Origin of the sequence: Paenibacillus bouchesdurhonensis, from assembly GCF_900155685.1 — a bacterium.
Taxonomy (GTDB): Bacteria; Bacillota; Bacilli; order Paenibacillales; family Paenibacillaceae; genus Fontibacillus; species Fontibacillus bouchesdurhonensis.
The window spans coordinates 2,719,139-2,740,623 of sequence record NZ_LT732548.1; the positions used below are offsets into that span (position 1 = coordinate 2,719,139).

19 protein-coding genes and 1 pseudogene are annotated in these 21,485 nt (G+C 38.4%); 15 read left to right on the forward strand and 5 right to left on the reverse strand.

Going from position 1 to position 21,485, the window contains the following annotated elements; all coding sequences use genetic code 11:
* Positions 1-202 precede the first annotated feature (202 nt).
* The 4 genes from CZ379_RS16570 to CZ379_RS16585 all read left to right on the forward strand — a co-directional run bounded on the left by CZ379_RS16570 (position 203) and on the right by CZ379_RS16585 (position 3,764).
* The gene (locus tag CZ379_RS16570) at positions 203-727 is read left to right on the forward strand and encodes a hypothetical protein (RefSeq protein ID WP_110932632.1); all 525 of its coding nucleotides are present in this window, start codon (positions 203-205) and stop codon (positions 725-727) included.
* A 172-nt stretch (positions 728-899) separates the two neighbouring features.
* On the forward strand, positions 900-1,904 hold the full coding sequence (locus tag CZ379_RS16575) for an ABC transporter permease (RefSeq protein WP_110932633.1): 1,005 nt from the start codon (positions 900-902) through the stop codon (positions 1,902-1,904).
* Positions 1,905-1,921: 17 nt separating this feature from the next.
* Entirely contained in the window at positions 1,922-3,100 is a 1,179-nt protein-coding gene (locus tag CZ379_RS16580) for a hypothetical protein (protein ID WP_110932634.1), read from the forward strand.
* On the forward strand, positions 3,093-3,764 hold the full coding sequence (locus CZ379_RS16585; protein ID WP_199925641.1) for an ABC transporter ATP-binding protein: 672 nt from the start codon (positions 3,093-3,095) through the stop codon (positions 3,762-3,764). The genes CZ379_RS16580 and CZ379_RS16585 overlap by 8 nt, the downstream gene beginning before the upstream one ends.
* 705 nt (positions 3,765-4,469) lie before the next feature.
* On the opposite strand, the gene CZ379_RS26265 is transcribed toward CZ379_RS16585, so the two are convergent.
* Positions 4,470-4,646, reverse strand: coding sequence for a hypothetical protein (locus CZ379_RS26265; protein ID WP_234404932.1), 177 nt, complete (start codon positions 4,644-4,646; stop codon positions 4,470-4,472).
* Positions 4,647-5,065: 419 nt separating this feature from the next.
* On the opposite strand from CZ379_RS26265, the gene CZ379_RS16595 reads away from it, so the two are divergent.
* From CZ379_RS16595 to CZ379_RS16605, 3 genes are read left to right on the forward strand one after another with little or no spacing between them, the layout of a single operon-like run.
* Complete coding sequence (locus CZ379_RS16595; protein ID WP_199925643.1) at positions 5,066-7,186, forward strand: ATP-binding protein; 2,121 nt, start codon at positions 5,066-5,068, stop codon at positions 7,184-7,186.
* A gap of 2 nt (positions 7,187-7,188) precedes the next feature.
* Entirely contained in the window at positions 7,189-8,706 is a 1,518-nt protein-coding gene (locus CZ379_RS16600; protein WP_110932638.1) for a hypothetical protein, read from the forward strand.
* Between the two features lie 57 nt (positions 8,707-8,763).
* On the forward strand, positions 8,764-10,035 hold the full coding sequence (locus tag CZ379_RS16605) for a DNA cytosine methyltransferase (protein WP_110932639.1): 1,272 nt from the start codon (positions 8,764-8,766) through the stop codon (positions 10,033-10,035).
* Positions 10,036-10,894: 859 nt separating this feature from the next.
* On the opposite strand, the gene CZ379_RS16610 is transcribed toward CZ379_RS16605, so the two are convergent.
* Entirely contained in the window at positions 10,895-11,104 is a 210-nt protein-coding gene (locus CZ379_RS16610; RefSeq protein WP_110932640.1) for a helix-turn-helix domain-containing protein, read from the reverse strand.
* A 139-nt stretch (positions 11,105-11,243) separates the two neighbouring features.
* Here CZ379_RS16610 and CZ379_RS16615 point away from each other — a divergent pair, with 139 nt between their 5' ends.
* The 4 genes from CZ379_RS16615 to CZ379_RS16630 all read left to right on the forward strand — a co-directional run bounded on the left by CZ379_RS16615 (position 11,244) and on the right by CZ379_RS16630 (position 15,014).
* On the forward strand, positions 11,244-11,522 hold the full coding sequence (locus tag CZ379_RS16615) for a DUF6809 family protein (RefSeq protein WP_110932641.1): 279 nt from the start codon (positions 11,244-11,246) through the stop codon (positions 11,520-11,522).
* A gap of 206 nt (positions 11,523-11,728) precedes the next feature.
* A complete protein-coding gene (locus CZ379_RS16620) occupies positions 11,729-13,843 on the forward strand; it encodes a TNT domain-containing protein (protein WP_199925644.1) in 2,115 nt (704 codons plus the stop codon).
* Entirely contained in the window at positions 13,843-14,079 is a 237-nt protein-coding gene (locus CZ379_RS16625; protein WP_110932643.1) for a hypothetical protein, read from the forward strand. The genes CZ379_RS16620 and CZ379_RS16625 overlap by 1 nt, the downstream gene beginning before the upstream one ends.
* A gap of 398 nt (positions 14,080-14,477) precedes the next feature.
* The gene (locus CZ379_RS16630) at positions 14,478-15,014 is read left to right on the forward strand and encodes a GNAT family N-acetyltransferase (protein ID WP_110932644.1); all 537 of its coding nucleotides are present in this window, start codon (positions 14,478-14,480) and stop codon (positions 15,012-15,014) included.
* Positions 15,015-15,036: 22 nt separating this feature from the next.
* Here the strand turns inward: CZ379_RS16630 and CZ379_RS16635 are convergent.
* The 3 genes and pseudogenes from CZ379_RS16635 to CZ379_RS16645 all read right to left on the reverse strand — a co-directional run.
* A pseudogene (locus CZ379_RS16635) lies at positions 15,037-15,222 on the reverse strand (EamA family transporter); the annotation flags it as partial.
* Positions 15,223-15,414: 192 nt separating this feature from the next.
* Positions 15,415-15,810: a DUF2871 domain-containing protein gene (locus CZ379_RS16640; protein WP_110932645.1), complete on the reverse strand. Its 396-nt coding sequence runs from the start codon at positions 15,808-15,810 to the stop codon at positions 15,415-15,417.
* Between the two features lie 228 nt (positions 15,811-16,038).
* Positions 16,039-16,614, reverse strand: a complete 576-nt coding sequence (locus CZ379_RS16645) for a beta-class carbonic anhydrase (protein ID WP_110932646.1) — start codon at positions 16,612-16,614, stop codon at positions 16,039-16,041.
* 281 nt (positions 16,615-16,895) lie between these two features.
* On the opposite strand from CZ379_RS16645, the gene CZ379_RS16650 reads away from it, so the two are divergent.
* From CZ379_RS16650 to CZ379_RS16665, 4 genes are all read left to right on the forward strand, one after another.
* The gene (locus tag CZ379_RS16650; protein ID WP_110932647.1) at positions 16,896-18,416 is read left to right on the forward strand and encodes a carboxypeptidase M32; all 1,521 of its coding nucleotides are present in this window, start codon (positions 16,896-16,898) and stop codon (positions 18,414-18,416) included.
* Positions 18,417-18,608: 192 nt separating this feature from the next.
* Positions 18,609-19,622: an ABC transporter substrate-binding protein gene (locus CZ379_RS16655; protein ID WP_110932648.1), complete on the forward strand. Its 1,014-nt coding sequence runs from the start codon at positions 18,609-18,611 to the stop codon at positions 19,620-19,622.
* Between the two features lie 21 nt (positions 19,623-19,643).
* Positions 19,644-20,426: an ABC transporter ATP-binding protein gene (locus tag CZ379_RS16660; RefSeq protein WP_110932649.1), complete on the forward strand. Its 783-nt coding sequence runs from the start codon at positions 19,644-19,646 to the stop codon at positions 20,424-20,426.
* Positions 20,426-21,289 (forward strand): ABC transporter permease, encoded by an 864-nt coding sequence (locus tag CZ379_RS16665; RefSeq protein ID WP_110932650.1) that lies wholly within the window; start codon positions 20,426-20,428, stop codon positions 21,287-21,289. The genes CZ379_RS16660 and CZ379_RS16665 overlap by 1 nt, the downstream gene beginning before the upstream one ends.
* The last annotated feature ends 196 nt before the right edge of the window (positions 21,290-21,485 follow it).

A 21,485-nucleotide genomic window follows, 5' to 3' on the forward strand; every position in this document is an offset into this window, starting at 1 on the left:
AGGGAGAGTTGACATCCCAGGTAAAACCATTAATATATAATTATATCCAATATTTACTATAAAATAGTATATAAGGAAAGGAGCTGTTTATTATAGGAAATTAAATCTCCTTAATCATCTTGATCAAGTGGATTGTTTCATATGAGAATAGCCTACCTTTTGTTATCCCTTTAGCCCAAAAAATCATATGGGAGGAATTATAATGAATATTAAGAAATCATTCATAGCTAATATTATTGCTTGTATGGTGCTGATCCTATCTATTCCGGCATTTGCTTCTGCTAACGAGAATACTAATGAGAGCACTCGAACTATAAATCTATCATATGGCGAAAATTATGAAAATAAAGAAACTGGTGAGTATTTTAGATGGGTAGATGTGCAAACAGCAAGAGGGACGGTTGCAAAGCATTTTGAATTCAAGATTCGGTTTTCAGTTCAATCCACTAGCTTTACAATTGATAGTTCTTCTGTAACAGTAGATGCTAGTGCTTACATTGAAGATGAATTTGGTAATTCGGTAAGTGGTTATTCTGGACATAAATACACAATTCAACTACTTAGAGGATTAACAACTAAAAGTTTGCAATTTGATTTAGGTGGAACAGAATCCGGAACAATTTCTGGACTTACTAGTGGCGGAAGTTATACATTAAAGGTTATAAATAATGATTATTTATCATTAGGTGACTATTTAACTGGCTCGGGTACTATAACTAATAATTAATATGATCTTATTTAGTTCATAGATTTCAAACAAAAAGTATTATGGAGACGCAGTCCATAATGCTTTTTGTTTTGCAGACTGGGTAGAATTAAGATTCGTAATGGATTATTATATATCTAGCTTGAATATATTGGCAAATTAAATGAATAAGTAGAGTCTAGTGAGGGTTTTAATGAGGCGAATTAGAACATTTTTAGAAATTTTATATAGACAATTTATTAGTGACAGGAAAGTTAACTTAGTGATTCTTTGTATCTTAACTTTAGCCTTTTCATTTTTGTTCTTGATTTCAAAGGAAGTTATTCAAAGATTTGCTGAATACGGTGAATTGAATGAAAGTGTAAGGACTTATGAAATAAGATTTTCAGGAATTAATTCTGTAAAGTCATTTGATTTTATCCTGAAAGAGTTTAGCAGCAATAACATCGAAAAGATCAAACATATTAATTTATCAATTAGAAACAATGAAATATCTCATTTGGATTTAATTTTTACTAGCAATTATAGAGATTTATATCCGCAGTCCATGGGAAATAGAATTATTCAAGGTAGAAATTTTACCGAAAATGAGATAGACACTGGTGAAGACGTAATAATACTTAGTCAGAGTGATTATTCTGAATTTTATTCAAATTATAATTTAGGCGATGTCATCGACTTTTCTGGTTACGATTTTGAATTAATTGGAATTAGCAGGGATGATAATAAAACGAGCTCAGTAATCCCTTACAGTACGATCTTAAAAATATCACAATATAACAATAATCCATTTCGCATGAACGAGGCATTCATTACATTAGAAGAACGGTTAAGTAAAAAAGAAATTCGTAAGATGATTAAGGCAGCGAAAAATAACGATTTAAACGATGCTGAAATTCGGATTATAACTTCATCTTCGTGGATGATCGTAAGTAAATTAGAAAATATTTCTGGAGGTGTAATGGCATCTTTAATAGTTATTTTCTTCTCTGTTCTTAACGTATTTAAGATGATAAAAATATTACACTTGCGAAACAAGAATATTATGATGATATATCGAAACCTAGGTTATGAAGATGTATATATTATTTTAAATTTTGTTGTCGAAATATTTATTTTAATCATGATCTCTATCATTGTAGGTAACTATATCTCCATTCACTTAGGCCCTATTATTAAGAGTATGAGCTTTATTTAGTGCAGAAGAGGACAATTATGAAAAAAAAATATGAATTTATAAAGCTTTTTATCAAAAACAGTGAAAAAAAATATTTATTTCTTGGCTTTGAGTTAGTAGTATTCTGCTTTCTTTTTCATATCGTTTTTTATAACGTGAATGAGATTAAACATCTTAAGCAAACTTTGGAGAGTATAGGCTCATCTGAGCTTTACCGAGCTGATTATAATTTAGAAAATGTAAATAATGTAAATGATAAGTTGAACAAATTAGAGGAAATGTTACCCCAAGGAATACAGGTCATTGCTCCATCCAAAGGCGTCGCGTTTACTGATCAATACTATGATCATAGGCAAGTTACTGCGAGTTTTTTATCTCAAAATGAAGTGCAGCAATATAGATATAACATTTCAAAAGGTGAATATTTTGACAAACAGCGGGTTCAAGAGGGGATATATCCTGCAATAATACCAGAAGGACTAAGTGGCCATTATAAACTTGGTGAAGTATATAACATAGATATAGTCAAAAAATTTGAGACGATAAAATCGATTAAAATAGAAGTAATTGGTAGCCGTAAAAATAATTATATTTTAGACACCGCTTATGTAAGCACCAATATATTTAACAGAGATGCTACGATTTTAGTTTTCGATAAGTATAATGAAATCTCTCCACTTTTTTATATAGAATACAATGGAGCAGTTTCTGTTACGTTAAAAAATAGGGGTGCCTATTCAGAAAATTTGTTTGTTTCTATACTAGAGGATTACGGATTAAGGAATGTAGAAAGCATTGAAGATCGTGTTTTGAAAATAAACAGACTGACTTACAAGGATATGTACATTTATGTAATGTTATTAATCGTTATTGTGCCACTCGTTATAGTTTCCTTTGCTAGTTTTCATTATTTGGAATTTCAGAACAGAAAAAGAGAGTACTTCATTTATGTAAGTACTGGGTTAGCTCCAGGTTTCTTTTTTCAATCCCTATTGTTACTAAATATTGTTGTTTTTATTTTTCCAATCCTATTGCAAGAGTTGATCTGGTTTTTGATTTGCCGGATCAAAGACCTTCCATACTATTGGGTGCACAGCTTGATGATTTTACTCATAGGTATATTAGCTGCTACAATCACTTCTTTATTTAACACTTATTTTATAAATAAAATAAAATATGAAGATAAAATGCTGCATAAGGAGATTTCTTGTGAATAACGACATTGTAGTTTTAGAGGGGATAGCCAAACAATATAGTGCACATGGGTTAGCTATAGACAACATAAATTTATCTGTGAAATCTGGTGAGATGGTCGCAATTATTGGTGATTCAGGTTCTGGAAAAACTACTTTATTGAACATCATCGGAGGAAATATCAAGGAATATTCGGGACATTACAGGTTTCAGGGGAAGGATTTTAACTCCTTTTCCAAAAGAGAAATAGCAGAGAAGAAAAACAAATGTATCGGTTATATTATACAAGATTACGGACTAATTGATGATCTATCGGTATACAACAATGTAAAGCTGCCCTTATTGTTTAATCAAGACATTAATATAAATCAGATTCAAGGGTTAGTTATGAGTGTACTAGAAAAAGTAAACCTGTCAAAATTTACGGATAGAAAAGTAAAGCAGTTATCTGGAGGAGAAAAACAGAGAGTTGCTATTGCCAGAGCAATAATAAATCGTCCAGAGTTAGTTATTGCAGATGAGCCAACAGCGGCGCTAGATACTTCAAACACGTTTAAAGTCATGGAATTATTAAAGAAAATCAATGTTGAGGATGGAGTTACATTCATTATTGCCACTCACAATAAGAAGGTAGCAGAAATGTGTAATAGAACAATCATGTTGCAGGACGGTAAAATTTTGAATTAAGGTTGTATAACTGAATTCTTGTTGGAAAATTCAAATTCTCCTATAATCGTATAGTCGTAATAATGATACTAACTGTTCAATAAGTTCGCGTTAGTCCACCAGAACCAAAGCTTGGCGGTCTTAAATGAAACTTGCAGCTGGGTCGATATGACCCGGCTGCAAGTATGTTTACTTTCTTTTTAAGAAAAAAGTACGGTCGATCTCTTGGATCTCTTCTGTCGATAGCCGGACATCAACAAGTTCTTAAGTTGTTTAAGACTTGGTACGGCAAGCTCGCCCGAAATCCTGGAACTTGTCATCTTTTTGAATACTTGCCTGCCAATAAACCGGAAGCGAGCGGGAAATAAGGAATAAACGAAATGTTATTCTTCATCTGGAGACATTCGTGGCGAAGACGTTGTTTCCATAGAGAATAAGAGAAGCAATGTGTAACCCCGCCTAAAATTCCTCGTAGTCCGTGGCAACTACTGCTGTTTAATTGCCTCAAGATGGTGAAGAAACATAATGCTTGATCCCTAAATGCATAATCTGTCGCTTTCGGTAAAGATAAATGCGAATGCATATTTAGCTGCGTAGAGGGTTCAAGATTGGCTAAAATGACCTTTCCAAGAGCGTTCTGATGCGCGGGTAAAGGGCTGCCGATTTTGATAAATCATTTCCTTCGTCTGTGCCATGATAAACTTGATGAACGATGACATTGGTTCCCTACAACATCCCGATATAGAGGTTCTTCTCCACCTTCATCCCCAATTCATAAAGAATCTGCATTTTACTCCATTCAACGAGGAAGGCATTGTCACGCTGTGGAGCGAATATCCCCGGATGAAGCCGATAATACTTATCTAACTTCAGGACGTATTCCATTTCCTCTAACGTGTACAAAGGCGAAATACCGTCGTTTTGTTCAATTTCAGCTCTTCAAATTAAGCTTAGAATAACTCTATTTGGATTCAAAAATCACTCTATTGTTTCGCTATGTGGAATTATATAACAGGAGTGGGGAGGAAGGGAAATAAGAAAAGGTATGTTTGCTGGAGCTTATTAATGCTAAGTAATTCGTCCTTAAAATAGTGACAGATGGTTGATTAGAATAAGTAATATTAATACTATTAGTTTCTGAGTTTTTATATAAATAGAAAAATATAGAAGTTGAAATACAAATTTTATGGTACAATATACCTAAGAATCTAATATGATTTTATGTGTGCAGTGTAGTATTATCGCATATTAATGTTCCGCTATAAGACTGAATAATTGCTTCTGAAGAATTATTAACAATTTATTTAAGGATGGTGCATAAGTTGACCAATGAAGCAGTTTTTAGACCTAGAGCACGTCTAATGTCGCAGTTGGGTGAGCAGTTAATTAAAGATGAGACAATCGCAGTTTTGGAACTCATTAAAAATGCTTACGATGCTGATGCAAAAAATGTTGATGTCTTAATGGAGAATGTTGATGATTCTGAATCTGCTAGGATAATTATCGAAGATGATGGAGATGGAATGACATTTGATATTGTTAAAAATAATTGGATGGAACCGGGAACTGATCATAAAGAGAAAAAATTAAAGAAAATGATAGAAGAAAATAGCAAAAGCAAGTTGAATAGGTTACCAATGGGTGAAAAAGGTATTGGACGGTTTGGAGTTCATAAATTAGGGCATAAAGTGACATTAATAACTCGTTCCGAACATGAACAAGAGATTTTTCTAAGTATTGACTGGTCGATATTTGATTCTAATGAATATTTATCTGATGTATCAATAAGTATAATTGAGCGGTCTCCAACCCAATTATTTTCTAATAACAGTCCTACAGGAACTCGTATTATAATAGAAAATTTAAAAACTCCATGGACAAGAGGAAAGGTTAGAGACTTACAACGCGCTATTACATCATTAAACTCTCCATTTGAAGCCTTAGACTCTTTTAAAGTTAACCTGAAAGTAAGTAATCCAGAGTGGCTTAAAGGTCTCATATGTTATGAAGATATAAAAGATTACGCTTTATTTAAAGTAAATATGACTTTAAAGAATGATAAGATTCTTAATTATGATTATAAATTTATGCCATGGAACACTTTAGATAAATTGGATCCAAGAAATAATGTAATTGATGCAATACAAATGAAAAAATTAGTTATAACGAGAGATGAAAATAAGAAAACACAAAAATCTTTTGTACCTATTGATTTGTCAGAATTTAAAATTGGCACAGTTGAAATTGAATTATTAGGTTTTGATTTAGATTCGAGTTTACTAAAATTTGGTGAAGTGTCTGATACCTCAGGTTTAAGAAAGTATTTGAAAGCGAATGGCGGTATTTTTGTTTATAGAGATAAAATCAGAGTATATTCATCTGAAGAAAGTGATTGGTTAAATCTTAATGCCAAAAGAGTCAATAGTCCTGCTGATAAAATTAGTACGAACTTAGTTCTCGGTAGTGTGAAAATTCAACGTAGTGAGAGTTTAGGATTGCAGGAAAAAACGAATCGTGAAGGTTTTATTGAGGATACTGCTTATGAAAGATTTAAAGATGCAGTACTGTTCGCAGTGGAGAAATTTGAGCACGATCGTTCCCAAGATAAATATTTGATAAGAAAGTACTATGGTGCTACATCAAGATCTGAACCAGTCATAGCTGAAGTTGCTTCGCTTAGGGAGAAAATTCAGTCAAAAGTTTCTGATAAGACATTAAAAAATGAAATATTTGGATGTCTTGATAATATTGAACGTGACTATCAACATATTACGGGGGTTTATCAAAAGAGCTCAAGTATAGGTTTAAGTATGAGTGTTGTATTACATGAAATAGAAAAAGTTATTGCTGAATTAGAGCGTGTAATAGATGAAGATGAGGCTTCTTTACACGTTAGAAAACTAGTCAAAAGATTAGGAAGTTTAACTGATGGGTATGCTTCTGTTGTTAAATCCGGAAGATTAAGGAACTTTAACTTTAAAGATGTAATCAAACAAGCACTATTCTTAGTGGACTTTAGATTATCCGCGCATAAGGTTCATGTTGAGGGGAATTATGTAAATAAGACAGATGATTTTATCGTAAAAGGAAATGAAAATCTAATCACAAGTAACATTATCAATATCATAGATAATGCTATATGGTGGTTGAGTTATGTAGATGTACCAAATAAAAAGATTTTTTTTGACATAACAAGAGAAATACCCGGTTATCTTAGTATTATCATCGCCGACAATGGAAAGGGATTTACTATACCGACAGATATGATTACTAAACCGTTTATTACTGACAAAATGGGGGGGATGGGACTAGGACTTCATTTAGCCAGTGAGATCATGAAGCAACATAATGGTGATGTAATATTTCCAGATTTTTATGATTTAGAATTACCACTGGAATATAAACATGGTGCAATTATTGCCTTGGCTTTTAAGGAGGAATAACGTTGGTACTAAGTTCAATTAATAAAGTTCTTATTATTGATGACCAGATTGAGGAAGCACTCCCAATAATGAAGGCATTATCAACTAAGGGAGTTTATTCATTGTTTTGGGATGGAAAAGTTAAAAATAAACCAGAGGTTCCTTTGAATGATGTTCGTCTTGTCATTTTGGATATGAGGTTTTCGACTGTAACTGATTCTCATACAATTAATAGCACATTATTTGGTTATTTAATCAGCGCAATTAGCTCAGATAATGGGCCATATATTTTATGCATGTGGAGTAAGCACAATAATGAATATCTATCACTATTTAAAGAGGAAATCAAAAAACAATCAAGAGTTCCACAACCTTATCTAATAACTAGTCTAGAAAAAAAAGATTTTATAAATTTGGTCGATGATATCTATAAAACTACTCGTAACCAATTAGCAGCTACAGTATCAAATATCAGTAATCCGTCAATTGAAGAGGAAATAATGGAAATATTTGAAACGCTCCCATTATATAGTGAACATGGGGAAGTTTCCATTGATAAATTATTAATGGAACTAGATAATAGGTTGAGTGAAATGAATGCTTTATCTACATTGTTATTATGGGAAAAAACGGTTTCTCAGGCTTCAAATATATTGGTTAATAATGTTGCTGTCTTATCTGATACAGGATATAACTGGAATAAAAATATACTAAATATTATTCAGCGTTTGGCAATTGCTAATGCAGGAAAATCGCTAGGGAGCAGTATAACTACTGCTGGGTATGTAACAAACGCATTTGCCTCATTAAATCAAATGCTACCAGATGAACTTTGGAATCAGATGCAAGTATTAGAGATTGATGAACAACAGTTTCAATATATGAGTGATCCTAGTATTACACACTCAATTGATGAAGATGAATATTCAATTTCTAAAATAAATAAATTTATAGTTAAAAAAAATGGGAGAGACCATATATCATTTTCTAAAATTGAGGATGTAATACAACATAATGATAAGGAAATTATCGAGAGCTTACATAATAAATATTTACATACACTAGGTTTTACGAATTCCAAGCTACTATGCCAAAAAATAATGCAAGATGATAATAAGAAGCCAGGTAAACTATACTTAGTTGAAGATCAACAGACTATGGTTGATATAGTTTTTAATGTATTTGGAAACACTAATCTTAATATGGAGTCTATTAGGTTAGTCAAATTAGACATATCGTCTTCATGTGACTATGCCCAAAATAAACTTAAGAGGCAACGTATTTTATTTGGGATTAAGGTACCAATAGCTCAATTTATAAAGCTTAATAAAAAATTTCCGGAGTCTTTATACTCCACCCCTGAATTATTAATTGAGAATGAACTTTATGGTATAATATTTAGTTTTCATCACATAAGCAATGATCCAATCGGAGAATCAACAGGAACTCCTGTTTTAGAATTTAGAGAACTATTTTTAACTGATATTAAGCACTATTTATCGGCCTTTATTTCAAGAGTAGGTATTATGAGATTAGAATAATAGAAATTTTGTCTTATTTTACTTTGCATAGGTTATTGATAATTAAGGAGCGTTATTATGAATTTTTTAGATATTTTTTCAGGGGCTGGAGGACTTTCCGAGGGGTTTTTAAGAGCGGGTTTTGAACCAATAGCACATATTGAGAGAGATCTATACGCTTGTAAAACATTGGAGACAAGATCTATTTATTACTATCTAAAGAAGAACAATGAGTTAGATTTTTATAAACAATACCAACAAAGCTTTTATGCTTCTAGTTCAGAGAATAAAAGAAGAAGACTCGAACTTCTAGAAATGGTTCCAGAGAATGAGTTAGAACCAATTATGAATCTTGAAATATCAGAGGCTACTTTACCGTTAATATTTCAAAAAATTGATGAAAGACTAGCGCACAAAGGGTGGAAACAAGTTGATTTAATTATTGGTGGGCCTCCATGCCAAGCTTATTCTTTAGTAGGTAGAGCCAGAGACGAAAACAATATGGAAGAAGACCCAAGAAATTATCTATACAAGTTGTATGTTAGATTTTTAACAAGATATCAACCTAAAGCGTTTGTTTTTGAGAATGTACCAGGTATTTTAACTGCATTTAAAGGGAAGTTATTTAAGAATCTTCAAGCTTATATGAGAAGAGTCGGATATAATATTGAAGCACGAAAATTAAATGCTAAAGATTTTGGAGTGCTCCAAGATAGGAAAAGGATCATTATTGTTGGTTGGAGGAAGGACATTGATTATCAATTTCCCTTGATCGAACCTCAAATTGAAGAAAATTATGTCGTCAATGATTTATTAAACGACCTTCCTAAGCTCTCTTCTGGTCAATCGGTTTCAAGTGGTAGTTATAGAATACCGAATCATAAGTTATTAAAGAAATCAAGAATTAGAGAGGATGAAGACATAGTTACACACCATGAGGCTAGACCACATATACAAAGAGATTTAGATATTTATAAACTTGTAGTTGAACAGTGGAATAATAAAGGACTTCGTTTAAAATATACGGATTTACCAGAACATTTAATTACACATAAGAATTTGACATCTTTTCTTGATAGATACAAGGTAATAGTTGGAACTACTACTTTTTCACACACTATAGTTGCACATATTTCTAAGGACGGACATCATTATATACACCCAGACATTACACAGAATCGCTCTATAACTGTTAGAGAAGCAGCAAGGATTCAGTCATTCCCAGATAACTATTTTTTTGAAGGCCCAAGAACATCCAATTATGTTCAGATAGGTAATGCAGTACCTCCATTAATGGCTGAAAAATTAGCTGAATGGTTTAAAAATAGGTTGGAGATTCTTGAGTCATAACAAGGCTGCTTATGATATGCTCCCCTTACGGGCAGACAGGTTAAAAAGTAATACCTGCTGCTGTGAGGGGAGTATTTTTATGTTACAAGAATATTTCAGTGCAAAGAGAAACTTGTTATTCCAAGAGGTTGAATGCAGCAAGATAGAAGTTAAGGATGCGACCAGAAAATATAGGATTACATAATCATTCTTGGCGAAATGGAGACGCAGTTACGAGTTGTACGGAAGTGAAGGGCTAGAGGTTAGAACGCACAATAGGAGTTTATTCCGCAGGGTTAAAGCTCCAGCGGTAAAAAAGATTTTCTAGATGGAGGGTTATCTCAAAATCAAATTATCGATAAATACAAAATAGTCATAGCAGATTAAAACCTATTCAGGGGGAAATCTCAAACCAACAAGTATATCAGTTGGTGCAGAAATATGAAGGTTTCTTGCTAATGTGTTTAAGGTGTTCAACTAAAAAGTCTCGTATTTCAGACTATGAAAATCGCTCAGATGCAGCACGAGGATGCACGCCCATATTGCACAGTGACCGAAGGTTTCAGTACACCTCTACCAAAAGTTCAAAACGTTATTTGTAGCAAATTAATTCAGAGCATGTCACATGTAGGCAGATGCATTGAAAATGGCCCGTTAGAATCGTTTTGGGGGATCCCTGTAAAGTGATTTAGATGACTACGTTCAATTTTACAATTATGAGCGACTATAAGCGAAATTAAACGGCCTCAGTCCAGTGGAATTCAGGACGAAGGCCGATTAACAGACTTTTATTATTTGTTTTGTCTACTTGACAGGGTGTAGTTCACATAGTGAACTGCCTTTTTTGTTTCTTATTTTCCAAAGCTGTTAAGCTTTTTGACTATGTTCGCTTAGGATTATCAGTTTGACCCAATATGTAGTCGATACTTACGTTGTAATAATTAGATAACTTTATCAGTACTAGGCTGGGAACATCTAAATTTCCACTTTCATACCGCGAATATGTTGCCTGTGTAATATTTAAATAGTCAGCCAATTGCCTTTGAGTTAAATCTTTATCTTCTCGTAAACTTCTTATTCTTTTATACATGATTATCACCCAAGCCAAGTTTAACTTATGCAATAACCGCATATTGACTTTTATGCAGTTTTCGTATAATTTGGCTGTAAGGCAATACGTACTCAGTGGTCACAAGCCAAACTACACTTGACTAAGAAGGGATGGAACAATGGAAAGCATGATAGAAAAAATATATAACGGATCACTTCAGCCAGACGCGTACATAAATCCACAAGATCCCGAATACCGCAAGCTTACTAAGAAAACTTCTGACCTCATGGAAGAATGTCAGAAGAGATTTTCGGAGAGTGACTTTAGTTTTATTGAAGAGATCATCGATTTGTATGGGAAGACTTACTCCATGCACTCCACTGCATCATTTGTCCATGGCTTTAAAATCGGTGCTCTAATGATGATTGAGGTGCTGAGTGGAAAGGAACAAACATAGGGGAAGCCTAGTATCCCAAGGTCATTAGTCACTCTAAAATGCTACTTTATGCTTATTCACGCGTGCATTGCTAGTCCCTCTGAATCATGATAAATTTTCCCAAAACTGATATTCTTTTAGTAGAATTTTGGGAAGAATTGTAGTGTGTAAAGCAGGTGAGGGAGATAAGTAGTAAGCAAAGTGTAAATACGGACAGGCTGCTCCAGTTGTCTAAAGATATGAAGCGCCTTGACCAGATCATTGAAGAGCGAATAGTGAGATTGCAGGCGGATATTCAAAATGTAGCTCATTCGACTAGAATAAGATACCCAGAATCGATGGATGTACGATCCTCAGCTAATCGTGCGGAAGAAATGCTGTATAACATACGTAGGCAAGCCCAGAATATTCATGACCAATTACATAACAAAAGTAATCTGTTGAAATCGATAGCTGGACAATATGCTGAAGATGAGGCCAAAATCAAGGCTTTAGTAAAACAGAGTCCGGTGAAATTCTCAATTCAGCCCAAATTCCGAAAAGAAATGGCCGCAAAGTATCCAACCCGCTTTTCGGTTGATGTTATGAAACGATTCAGTCTAATTGACCTGATCAAATATGCCATTCAACAGACAAAGCAAATCACGTTAGAAGCCAGACTAAGTAAGTTTCGGGAAGACGAGCAAATCAATGCCTATTTTGAAATGCTGCACCATGGGAACGATGAGGAGCGTTTATTTGCCGAACAGCAGCTCACGATAATTAAATATGCATTTGATCAACTAGCACAATATCAAACGGAATATTCGATTTATAGCAAGTTTGGCAGCCAGAAGTATATGGACGAAGCTCATCAATTGGCAGTGAAAGCACGGGCACAGTTGCAAGAGCTTGGTGTATCAGAGAAATGGTATGCGGCCGATGTTAATTTGAAAGCTCATTATCTAGGCTCACCTCTGAGTGCGCTTAGGTATGACCCATACAAAACAGATGGTTCGGTCATGCCTACCCTGAGTGAACAACGACTGGCCATCGCACTCGGAATGGTGGATCTGAAATATCAGAACTGGGCAAGAGAACGCTATGATTTAATTGAGGCTGGAGCGATCGCAGCAGATGTAAAGCGGAGAGAAATTCCATTAAAGGTGGAGGAATATAACCAGACCATCTCGAAACAGAATATTGAGTATGTACAGCAATATCTAGCAGAAATAAATCTATATCGTGGCGAAACAACGGGAAAATATAGCCCTGAGCTGCTTTGTGCCGTTGAAAGATTCCAAGATAACTTTAACTCTAGTGAATTATCTGCGGAGCTCCAGTATAAGTTCGTGGTCAATGGTAAAATAGATCATAGAGTATTAAACCTGATTTATATGAAAAAAGGTCTAGTCGAAAAAGCGCCTCATAAACTGGATATGTGCCTCATACCGGGGAGCTTAGAGGATACAAGAAGTATATTCGAAAAGACGAGAGATTACTTCAATAAATCAATAAACAGCTTCAAGGAAATCGGCTCCGATATTATGGTTGCCGCAGATGAGCGGTGGAATAAGGTGCTGGATTCACCGGGCGATTTTCTGAATTATATTAGCTTCGGCATTCCCAAAGGAATTTACGATGGCTATGCTTATCGAGCCGAGAACAGGAATGAATCTGCTTATACTTATATTGATTGGCTATCCTCCGGAGTATTGTCCGGGGTGTATGAACCGTTAGTAGGTGCCTTTAACCCGGACGATCCATATTCCAAAGAGCATTGGCTAGATAGTGCTGGGCTGGCGGCTATGTTTGTTGGTCTAGGTGCTGCAAGAATGCAGCTTAAATCGAACTCGAAAGGCCTTAACACTAACGTAGAATTAAATAAGACAGAGAAACTAGAGGTTAATAAGACGCAGAGAGTAGTAAGTGAAGCAGACAGGACCAAATTAAGTAAGTGGACTTATAAACCGGATGATGATTTATATTTAAAATATAAGGATGTATATGATAACCCTAAGTACTATAATCAGGAAACAGGTGAAATAAATTGGCCTATAAATGATGGGTTCTTAAGCACACCAGTAAAAGAAACTTTACAACCTGGATTTAAAATAGATAGATATGGTTATGATACAGGTACATTTGTTTCTCCAGAAGGTATTCCTTATGAAATGAGAGCTGTGGCACCAGGTACTGATTCTAGACCTTATAGTGTATTTGAAGTCGTTACCCCTCTTGAAGTTAAGGGAGGAGAAATAGCACCATGGTTTGATGCAGTTGGAGGCGGCATACAGTATGTATTGCCAGATACAGTAGAAAATTTATTAGAAGACGGCATAATAAGGAGGATAACACCGTAATGAAAATTAAAGAACTAGAGCAAAAATTAATAGAAATTAATGTACCCGAAGATGTTTATTCGATATTAAAAGGAGGCCATCCAAACGAACAGTATTGTATAAATAGAGATGGGGATAACTGGGAAGTTTATTATAGCGAAAGAGGAAATAAAACAGGATTAAAAATGTTTAATGACGAGGATGCAGCTTGTGAATACTTCTATAAAAAAGTAGCAAAATACGCAAAAATAAATTAACTTATTTTTAAATGATATTGGTTATTAAAGATATAGTAATTCGGGTCTGAATCCCCATCAATATAAGTAGACACAGATCACTTTACGTTAGAAAGATGAAACTTTAAAGTAAAACATAACCCATTTAATACTCGTATAAAGAGTTTTACGTCCACCAATAATGCCTAATTTTTTACCCTTAATAACGTTTTCTTACATTGAACAGGTCAATTATGGTCAGATACCATCATAATTGACCTGTTTTTTGGTTATCTTGCTCCTCTCAATTCGCTTCGGTATGATCCCTACATGCTGATCAAGTATTTCAAGAGGATGCTGAAGATTGAATTATCACAATAAAAAGGGTACCTTATAAATGGTTTAAGGTTGGACACGTTGCAAAATAAGGAGTGGTCGTTATGTTGTTTGAATCATCAAGAATCAGATTAAGAAAAATGACGCACGAAGATACAGAGCTGTATCACACATGGAGAAATGATATGGATGTGATGCAAACCACCAATCCGTTTTTAGACGTTTATTCCCTGGAGGAAACGAAAGAATTTGTTGATCAGGTCATCCTGGGGGCGCATTCCGCTAAAAGCTACATCATGGTTGATAAAACCAATGAAACACCCATTGGCGTTGTATCCTTAATCCTTATTGATTATAAAAACCGAAATGCGGAGTGCATTATTGATATCGGAGAAAAGGAATATTGGGGAAAAGGTTACGGTTCAGAAGGACTGAAGCTGCTGCTGGACTATGCTTTTTATGAAATGAATCTGCACAGGGTATCTCTTAAGGTATTTTCGTTTAATGACAGGGCCATTCATCTGTATAAAAAAATCGGCTTTCAACAGGAAGGAATGATCCGGGAATGCCTGTTTAGAAAAGGAAAATGGTATGACATCATGCAAATGGGTATTCTTCAGGATGAGTATTTTAACCAGTAAAAATGAAAGGCTGTCTCTGATGGCTTTTATTCACCCGTTTGAAATGTCTTTTGTAAAGTGCTAAACCTACCAGAAATAGTACAATAAACAAAAGTCTTAGTGATGTTAAGAGAGCTGAAGAGAAGTGCTGAACTAAAATTTTTCCAAATACAAAATTGCTCCCCCATACGACTACGCAAAAAGTCAGCCAAGTATAAGCTTTTAACATGATAAACCCCTTTTGTATATAAAATATTGATGGTATGAGCAGCCAAGAATTTCTCAACTCATGGCTCAAGGTTATTAAAGTATATTACCATATTCGTCCCATTTTAAAATATTCTGTCGAAATAAACACTGTGATGACCAAGAATAGCGAAAAAAAGCGGCTGCTGATTTCAGCAACCGCTTATTCCTTGTTTTATTGAATTCTCTTGCGCAGCAGCACGAGCAGCCAGATGATGCCTGCACCGAGGATGGCATGGCCGAGCCCGGCAATGTGAGGCAGGAAGCTGATGTCGGTGCCGTTAATTTGCAGCATGCCGCGAACCGCCATGGCGGCGATGGAAATGAGGAGGCCCAGGTTATATACGATATACCAAGCCCCAAAGGACTTCGCCTCATGCACCTGGAACAGCTTGGCAAGAATTAGGGCCACGGTGAAGAAGAGGAAGCCCAGCACCAAAATATGCGTATGAAGGGCAACGAGAACGGTATGCCCGCTGAAGTCGCTGTGCTTGGTGATCTCACGATAGGCAATGCCGGAGATCAGGCCGAGAATGGCGTAGAAGAAGGACGTATAATACAATTTTTTCATGATTTGTCTCCCCTTTAAGAATTGTTCTTTATGATTTACGGTCAGTATAGCACGGCTAAATGAACGCAATATGAACACATTATGAAAGAATTTTAACAAAGTGAAACGTTTCACGTTATGATTGGTAAATAATAAAGCAGCTGCCGACCGAAGGTCAACAACTGCTTAAAGATAAGACATTTAGCATATTTATACACCTGTAATATAGTAATAGACTATATTATAAAATTAAGAATTGCTGCTTTGCTCCCTGCCGTCAACGATGAGCTCCAGTTCACCGGTTGTGGAGTCAATCAACATGCCGTGAACGGGAATATGCGCTGGGAGAAGCGGATGGTTCTTAACGATGCCAACAGTATGGATAATGCCTTCTTGTTCGTTCGTGAAGCCGCGCAGCCATTTTCTCAGCCGAATCCCCGAGTTCTCCAGCGTGCCCAGCACGTCATCTGATATTCCTCGCTCCCTCATTTCGTTAATCATATGCTCGGAATTCAAGGACGCCATGCCACAGCCGGTATGACCGACGATAAATACTTCCTCGGCTTGAAGCTCGTAAATGGCCACCAGCAGACTCCGCATAACGGATCCGAAGGGCTGGGAGATGACAGCACCCGCATTTTTGATAATTTTAGCGTCGCCATTGCGCAGATTCATAGCTTTAGGCAAGAGCTCGACCAGTCTTGTATCCATACAAGTTACGATGGCAATCTTCTTATCCGGAAATTTGTCCGTAATATATGCTTCATATTCTTTGTCGGTTACAAATTTCTTGTTATGCTCCAGAATGGTTTCAATTTGGCTCAAGGTGTTACCTCCTTTTTATACTCCTGATTGACTACTAAACTAAACTTCAGACCTCCATCTTGACACGGATGGACAAGATGCATACTAGATTTGTACAGCTATGAAATGCCATCTAAACGAAATGTTTTAGCTAGACTCATCTCCCTAAAGGAACAACAATCGAGTTGATCAATCACATTCGAATCATCACCGAATACATGGCTTCAAAATTTGATTATACGTGGTGTAAAAAGTATCATCAAGAGGAAGGTATAAATTTCTGGATAGAGGTGGGAAATAATATGAATCAGACAACCGCTTCAACTTGGGCACAATTTCAAGATTTGTTACGCAAAATTAAGAGCTACCATGAAGCTGTGGCGCTGATGCATTGGGATCTTCGCACCGGCGCGCCGAAGAAAGGGGCACAGGGACGCTCCGAGACGATCGGCATGCTGATGACGGAAGCGTTCAAGCTTCAGACGTCGGAAGACATGGGGAAATTGCTCACTTATTTAAATTCACCAGCTGTATTTGCCGAGCTTGATGAAGTCCAACAAAGAATAATAACTGTCACCCAGGAGGAATACGATCGCAGCGTGAAGATTCCGCCTCAGAAGTACCAGGAATATACGGAGCTTACGGCGCTCGCGGAAACGCTGTGGGAGGACTTTAAGGAACAAGGCGATTATGCCGGGTTTGAGCCTTACTTGGCGCAAATCGTAGAGAAGACCAATGAATTTATCGATTATTGGGGGCCGAAGGCCACCCGGTATGATACGTTGCTTCATATGTATGAGCCGGATTTGACGGTAGAGAAGCTCGATGAAGTGTTCGGGCAGCTTCGAGATCGGCTCGTGCCTCTAGTCGAGGAGATTAAAGATGCTTCCAAAGAGCCGCAGGCCTCCTTCATGAATCAACTATTTGATAAAGACCAGCAGGAGAAATTCGGAGTGTTCATGCTGGAGCAAATAGGATATGATTTCGAAGCCGGGCGCGTCGATGAAAGTGTTCATCCTTTTGAAATCACATTGAATCAAGGGGACGTCCGTATTACAACACATTACCTGCAAGACGATGTAACCTTCGCTTTGTTCAGTTCCCTGCATGAGGGAGGCCATGCCCTGTACGAGCAAAATGTAAATCCCGAGCTGGCGGGGACACCGCTGGGCGAAGGGGCGTCGATGGGAATTCATGAATCCCAGTCCCGTCTGTGGGAGAACTTCATCGGACGCAGCCATGAATTCTGGACGCGGTATTACGACGAGCTGCAGCAGCATTTCCCGGAACAGCTGAAAAATGTCACCGTGGACGAATTTTATAAGGCGGTGAATCGGGTGGAAAATTCCTTGATCCGCATTCAAGCCGATGAGTTGACGTACAATTTGCATATCATTATCCGCTATGAGATTGAGAAGCAGCTGTTTAACGAAGGGCTATCGGTTAGCGATCTGCCTAAGGTGTGGAATGAGAAGTACAAGTCCTACCTCGGTTTGACGCCGCCGAATGACAGCTTGGGCGTACTTCAGGATGTACACTGGTCCGGCGGCAGCTTCGGCTATTTCCCTTCTTATGCGCTCGGCAACATGTATGCGGCTCAAATCGTGAACACGATGCGCAAGCAATTGCCGAATTTAGACGATCTGATTGCGGAAGGGAACTTCGCACCAATCAAGGAATGGCTCACGGAGCAGATTTATAAATACGGCAAGAGCCAAAAACCAGCGGAAATCATTAAGCGGGTTACGGGGGAGGAGCTCAATCCCAGTTATTTGGCTGATTATTTGGAGCAGAAATATAAAGCAATCTACGGGCTGAATTAGTAGTTGAACTATCGATAACGATAATAGAATATTGGAATGAAATAAGTAATCGGGCTAATTGGATTACACAGGAGGCCGTCGCCAGCGACTATAACAGATCGTGGGCGGCGGTCTCTTTGTGCATGTCATAACCAAATGCAGGGCTGCCGCATATCCTTAACTAAAGCTTCTATTAAGAAAGAGGTGACCGAAATGTGGAATAAACGTCATGCCCTATCCTGGATTGCGCTAATTTTATTCCTTCCTGCATTCCTCGGCGGATGCGGAGGTGACGGTCAGTCGCATAAAGTTAAAGTCGGGGAAGTGACCCGTTCCGTCTTTTATGCACCGCAGTATGTCGCATTGGAGAAGGGTTTTTTTGAAGAGGAAGGATTGGACGTAGAATTGCAGACGACTGCCGGAGGGGATAAGACGATGACGGCTCTATTATCCGGCGCAATCGATGTGGCGCTGGTCGGAGCCGAAACCTCGATCTATGTCTATCAGCAGGGGGCGGAAGATCCGGTCATAAACTTTGCGCAGCTTACGCAGACAGATGGCACTTTTCTCGTATCAAGGGAGCAGATTGATGATTTTGATTGGGCGCAGCTTCGCGGGGCAGTATTTCTCGGGCAGCGCAAGGGAGGGATGCCGCAGATGGCAGGGGAATTTACGCTGCATAAGTATGGCATTGATCCAGAATATGACCTAGAGCTCATCCAGAATATCGACTTTGCCAATATAGCCGCGGCATACGCCTCGGGGACAGGACAGTTTGTACAGCTCTTTGAACCGCAGGCCTCGATCTTTGAACGTGAAGGCAAGGGACATGTTATTGCTTCCTTTGGCACGGAGAGCGGAAGATTGCCCTACACGGTATTTATGACGAAGCAAAGTTATATGAACAAGAACGACGAGGTCGTGCAGAAGTTTACCAATGCGATTCACAAAGCGCAAAGCTGGGTGCAAGAGCATTCTCCGGCTGATACGGCGAGCGTGATCTCTCCTTATTTCAAGGATACGGATTTGGACATTCTCGAGAGCTCAGTGAAGCGTTACTTGGAGCAAGGTTCCTATGCCGAATCTCCGGAAATTGCGGAGGAAGCCTGGAATAACCTGCTGGATGTCATGGAAGGGGCAGGAGAGCTGAAGGAGCGGGTATCCGTGGATAAATTGGCCGACAACAAATATGCGAAGTCCGCAATCAAGTCAGCCCCATCGCCGTGAGGAGAGGAAGGTGTAAGGTGCATGGTGCCTGTCATTCAACTAAAGCATGTTGATTTAGCTTATGTAACCGACCGTGAAGCAACGCTTGCTCTCGAAGATATGAATCTGTCCGTCCAAAGCGGTGAGTTTATCAGCTTGGTCGGCCCGAGCGGCTGTGGAAAAACGACGCTGCTGTCGCTGATGTCCGGATTAATTCCTCCTTCCAGAGGCCTCGTATTGCTTCATGGCAAGCCCGTAAACGGGCCTACCCCGGAGGTGGGCTACATGCTGCAGCAAGATTATTTATTTCCATGGCGGAGCATTCTGGACAATGTGCTGCTTGGGTTGGAACTAACGAATCGGCTTAGCAAGCAAGGCGAGGAATTGGCTAAGGATCTTCTTGAAGGCATGGGGCTTGCCGGAACGGCTCATATGTATCCGCATCAGCTGTCAGGCGGAATGAGACAGCGGGTAGCGCTGGCCAGGACGTTAGCTACGAATCCGGACTTGCTGCTGCTCGACGAGCCCTTCTCCGCACTCGATTACCAGACGAAGCTTCAGCTTGAAGATCTTGTCGTCGATACGCTCAAGCAGCGAAGAAAGACAGGGATTCTCGTGACGCATGATCTGTCGGAGGCGATCGCCGTCAGTGACCGGGTCATCGTTCTCGGCGCAAGACCCGGCAAAATTCGCAATACGTTCGAGGTACCGGACAATATTCGCCGAGCCCAGCCCTTTTATGCGCGGGAGGAGCCGGAGTTCAATGTCCTGTTCCATGAAATTTGGGGCGAACTCGAAGCATCCGAGAGAAGGGGGAGAGCTTGATGAAGGAGGATCGTTCGGAGGTTAATGTGAACTCAGATCAACAAGACTTAAGCAGTTTGGATTCCCCGGTATGGTTATCCCATAAATGGCGGCAGCATCTGCAGGCCAAACGGCGATTAAAGCGAGGGGTCTTTGCTGTTCAGTCCCTCATCTTGCTACTTGCTATCCTTCTATGGGAGATTGCCGGACGATTAAAATGGGTGGATGTGCTGATCTTCAGCTACCCGTCCAAAGTCGGGCAGCAAATCGTGAAGGACGTTGTCAGCGGGGAGCTCTGGCCGCATCTAGCCATGACGGTATCCGAGACTGTGGTCGGTTTTTTGTTGGGCACTTTAATCGGTACGCTGCTCGCCGTCGTCATCTGGTGGTCGCCGTTTCTATCCAAGGTGCTTGATCCCTATATGGTCGTCTTCAATAGCATGCCTAAGGTCGCGTTAGGCCCGATTTTTATCGTGCTGTTTGGCGCGGGATTTACGGCGATCGTCATTACTACGTTATCCATTACCGTCATTGTTACGACCTTGGTCGTGTACACCAGCTTCAATGAGGTCGATGCGAACTATACGAAGGTCATTCGCACCTTTGGCGGAACCCGTAAGGATGTGTTTCAGAAAGCGATATTGCCCGCCTCTTTTCCAACCATTGTCTCTACGCTTAAAGTCAATGTGGGCATGGCCTGGGTCGGTGTCATCGTCGGAGAATTTCTTGTCGCCAAGATCGGTCTTGGCTACCTCATCGTCTATGGCTTTCAAGTGTTTAATTTTACTTTGGTCTTGTCGAGCCTCGTTATCATTGCGCTTGTGGCTACTGCCATGTATCAGCTCGTCGTTTATATTGAACGCAAGCTCGTACGCGAAAAGTAGGCATAGTTAATAAGATCGCTAACCCTCGTTTCGAATATTCGAGTGAACCCGAATGGTTCATCGAGGGGAAGTGCGATCTTTTTTTGATTTGGGGCATAGTTTTATGCACGGGGGATATGGATAAAATATTTGTCATTGTACGGCAGCTCATAAACGTAGTACGATCTTCAAAGGGATTTTCTTAAAGCTTCAAAGT

Excerpts from the sequence above, each read along its gene's own strand:
- CZ379_RS16615 (WP_110932641.1), top strand. The coding sequence starts at position 11,244 with ATGGAAAGCATGATAGAAAAAATATATAACGGATCACTTCAGCCAGAC.
- CZ379_RS16640 (WP_110932645.1), bottom strand. The coding sequence starts at position 15,810 with ATGAAAAAATTGTATTATACGTCCTTCTTCTACGCCATTCTCGGCCTG.
- CZ379_RS16665 (WP_110932650.1), top strand. The coding sequence starts at position 20,426 with ATGAAGGAGGATCGTTCGGAGGTTAATGTGAACTCAGATCAACAAGAC.
- CZ379_RS16580 (WP_110932634.1), top strand. The coding sequence starts at position 1,922 with ATGAAAAAAAAATATGAATTTATAAAGCTTTTTATCAAAAACAGTGAA.
- CZ379_RS16575 (WP_110932633.1), top strand. The coding sequence starts at position 900 with ATGAGGCGAATTAGAACATTTTTAGAAATTTTATATAGACAATTTATT.
- CZ379_RS16650 (WP_110932647.1), top strand. The coding sequence starts at position 16,896 with ATGAATCAGACAACCGCTTCAACTTGGGCACAATTTCAAGATTTGTTA.
- CZ379_RS16605 (WP_110932639.1), top strand. The coding sequence starts at position 8,764 with ATGAATTTTTTAGATATTTTTTCAGGGGCTGGAGGACTTTCCGAGGGG.
- CZ379_RS16625 (WP_110932643.1), top strand. The coding sequence starts at position 13,843 with ATGAAAATTAAAGAACTAGAGCAAAAATTAATAGAAATTAATGTACCC.
- CZ379_RS16660 (WP_110932649.1), top strand. The coding sequence starts at position 19,644 with ATGGTGCCTGTCATTCAACTAAAGCATGTTGATTTAGCTTATGTAACC.
- CZ379_RS16610 (WP_110932640.1), bottom strand. The coding sequence starts at position 11,104 with ATGTATAAAAGAATAAGAAGTTTACGAGAAGATAAAGATTTAACTCAA.
- CZ379_RS16630 (WP_110932644.1), top strand. The coding sequence starts at position 14,478 with ATGTTGTTTGAATCATCAAGAATCAGATTAAGAAAAATGACGCACGAA.
- CZ379_RS16655 (WP_110932648.1), top strand. The coding sequence starts at position 18,609 with ATGTGGAATAAACGTCATGCCCTATCCTGGATTGCGCTAATTTTATTC.
- CZ379_RS16570 (WP_110932632.1), top strand. The coding sequence starts at position 203 with ATGAATATTAAGAAATCATTCATAGCTAATATTATTGCTTGTATGGTG.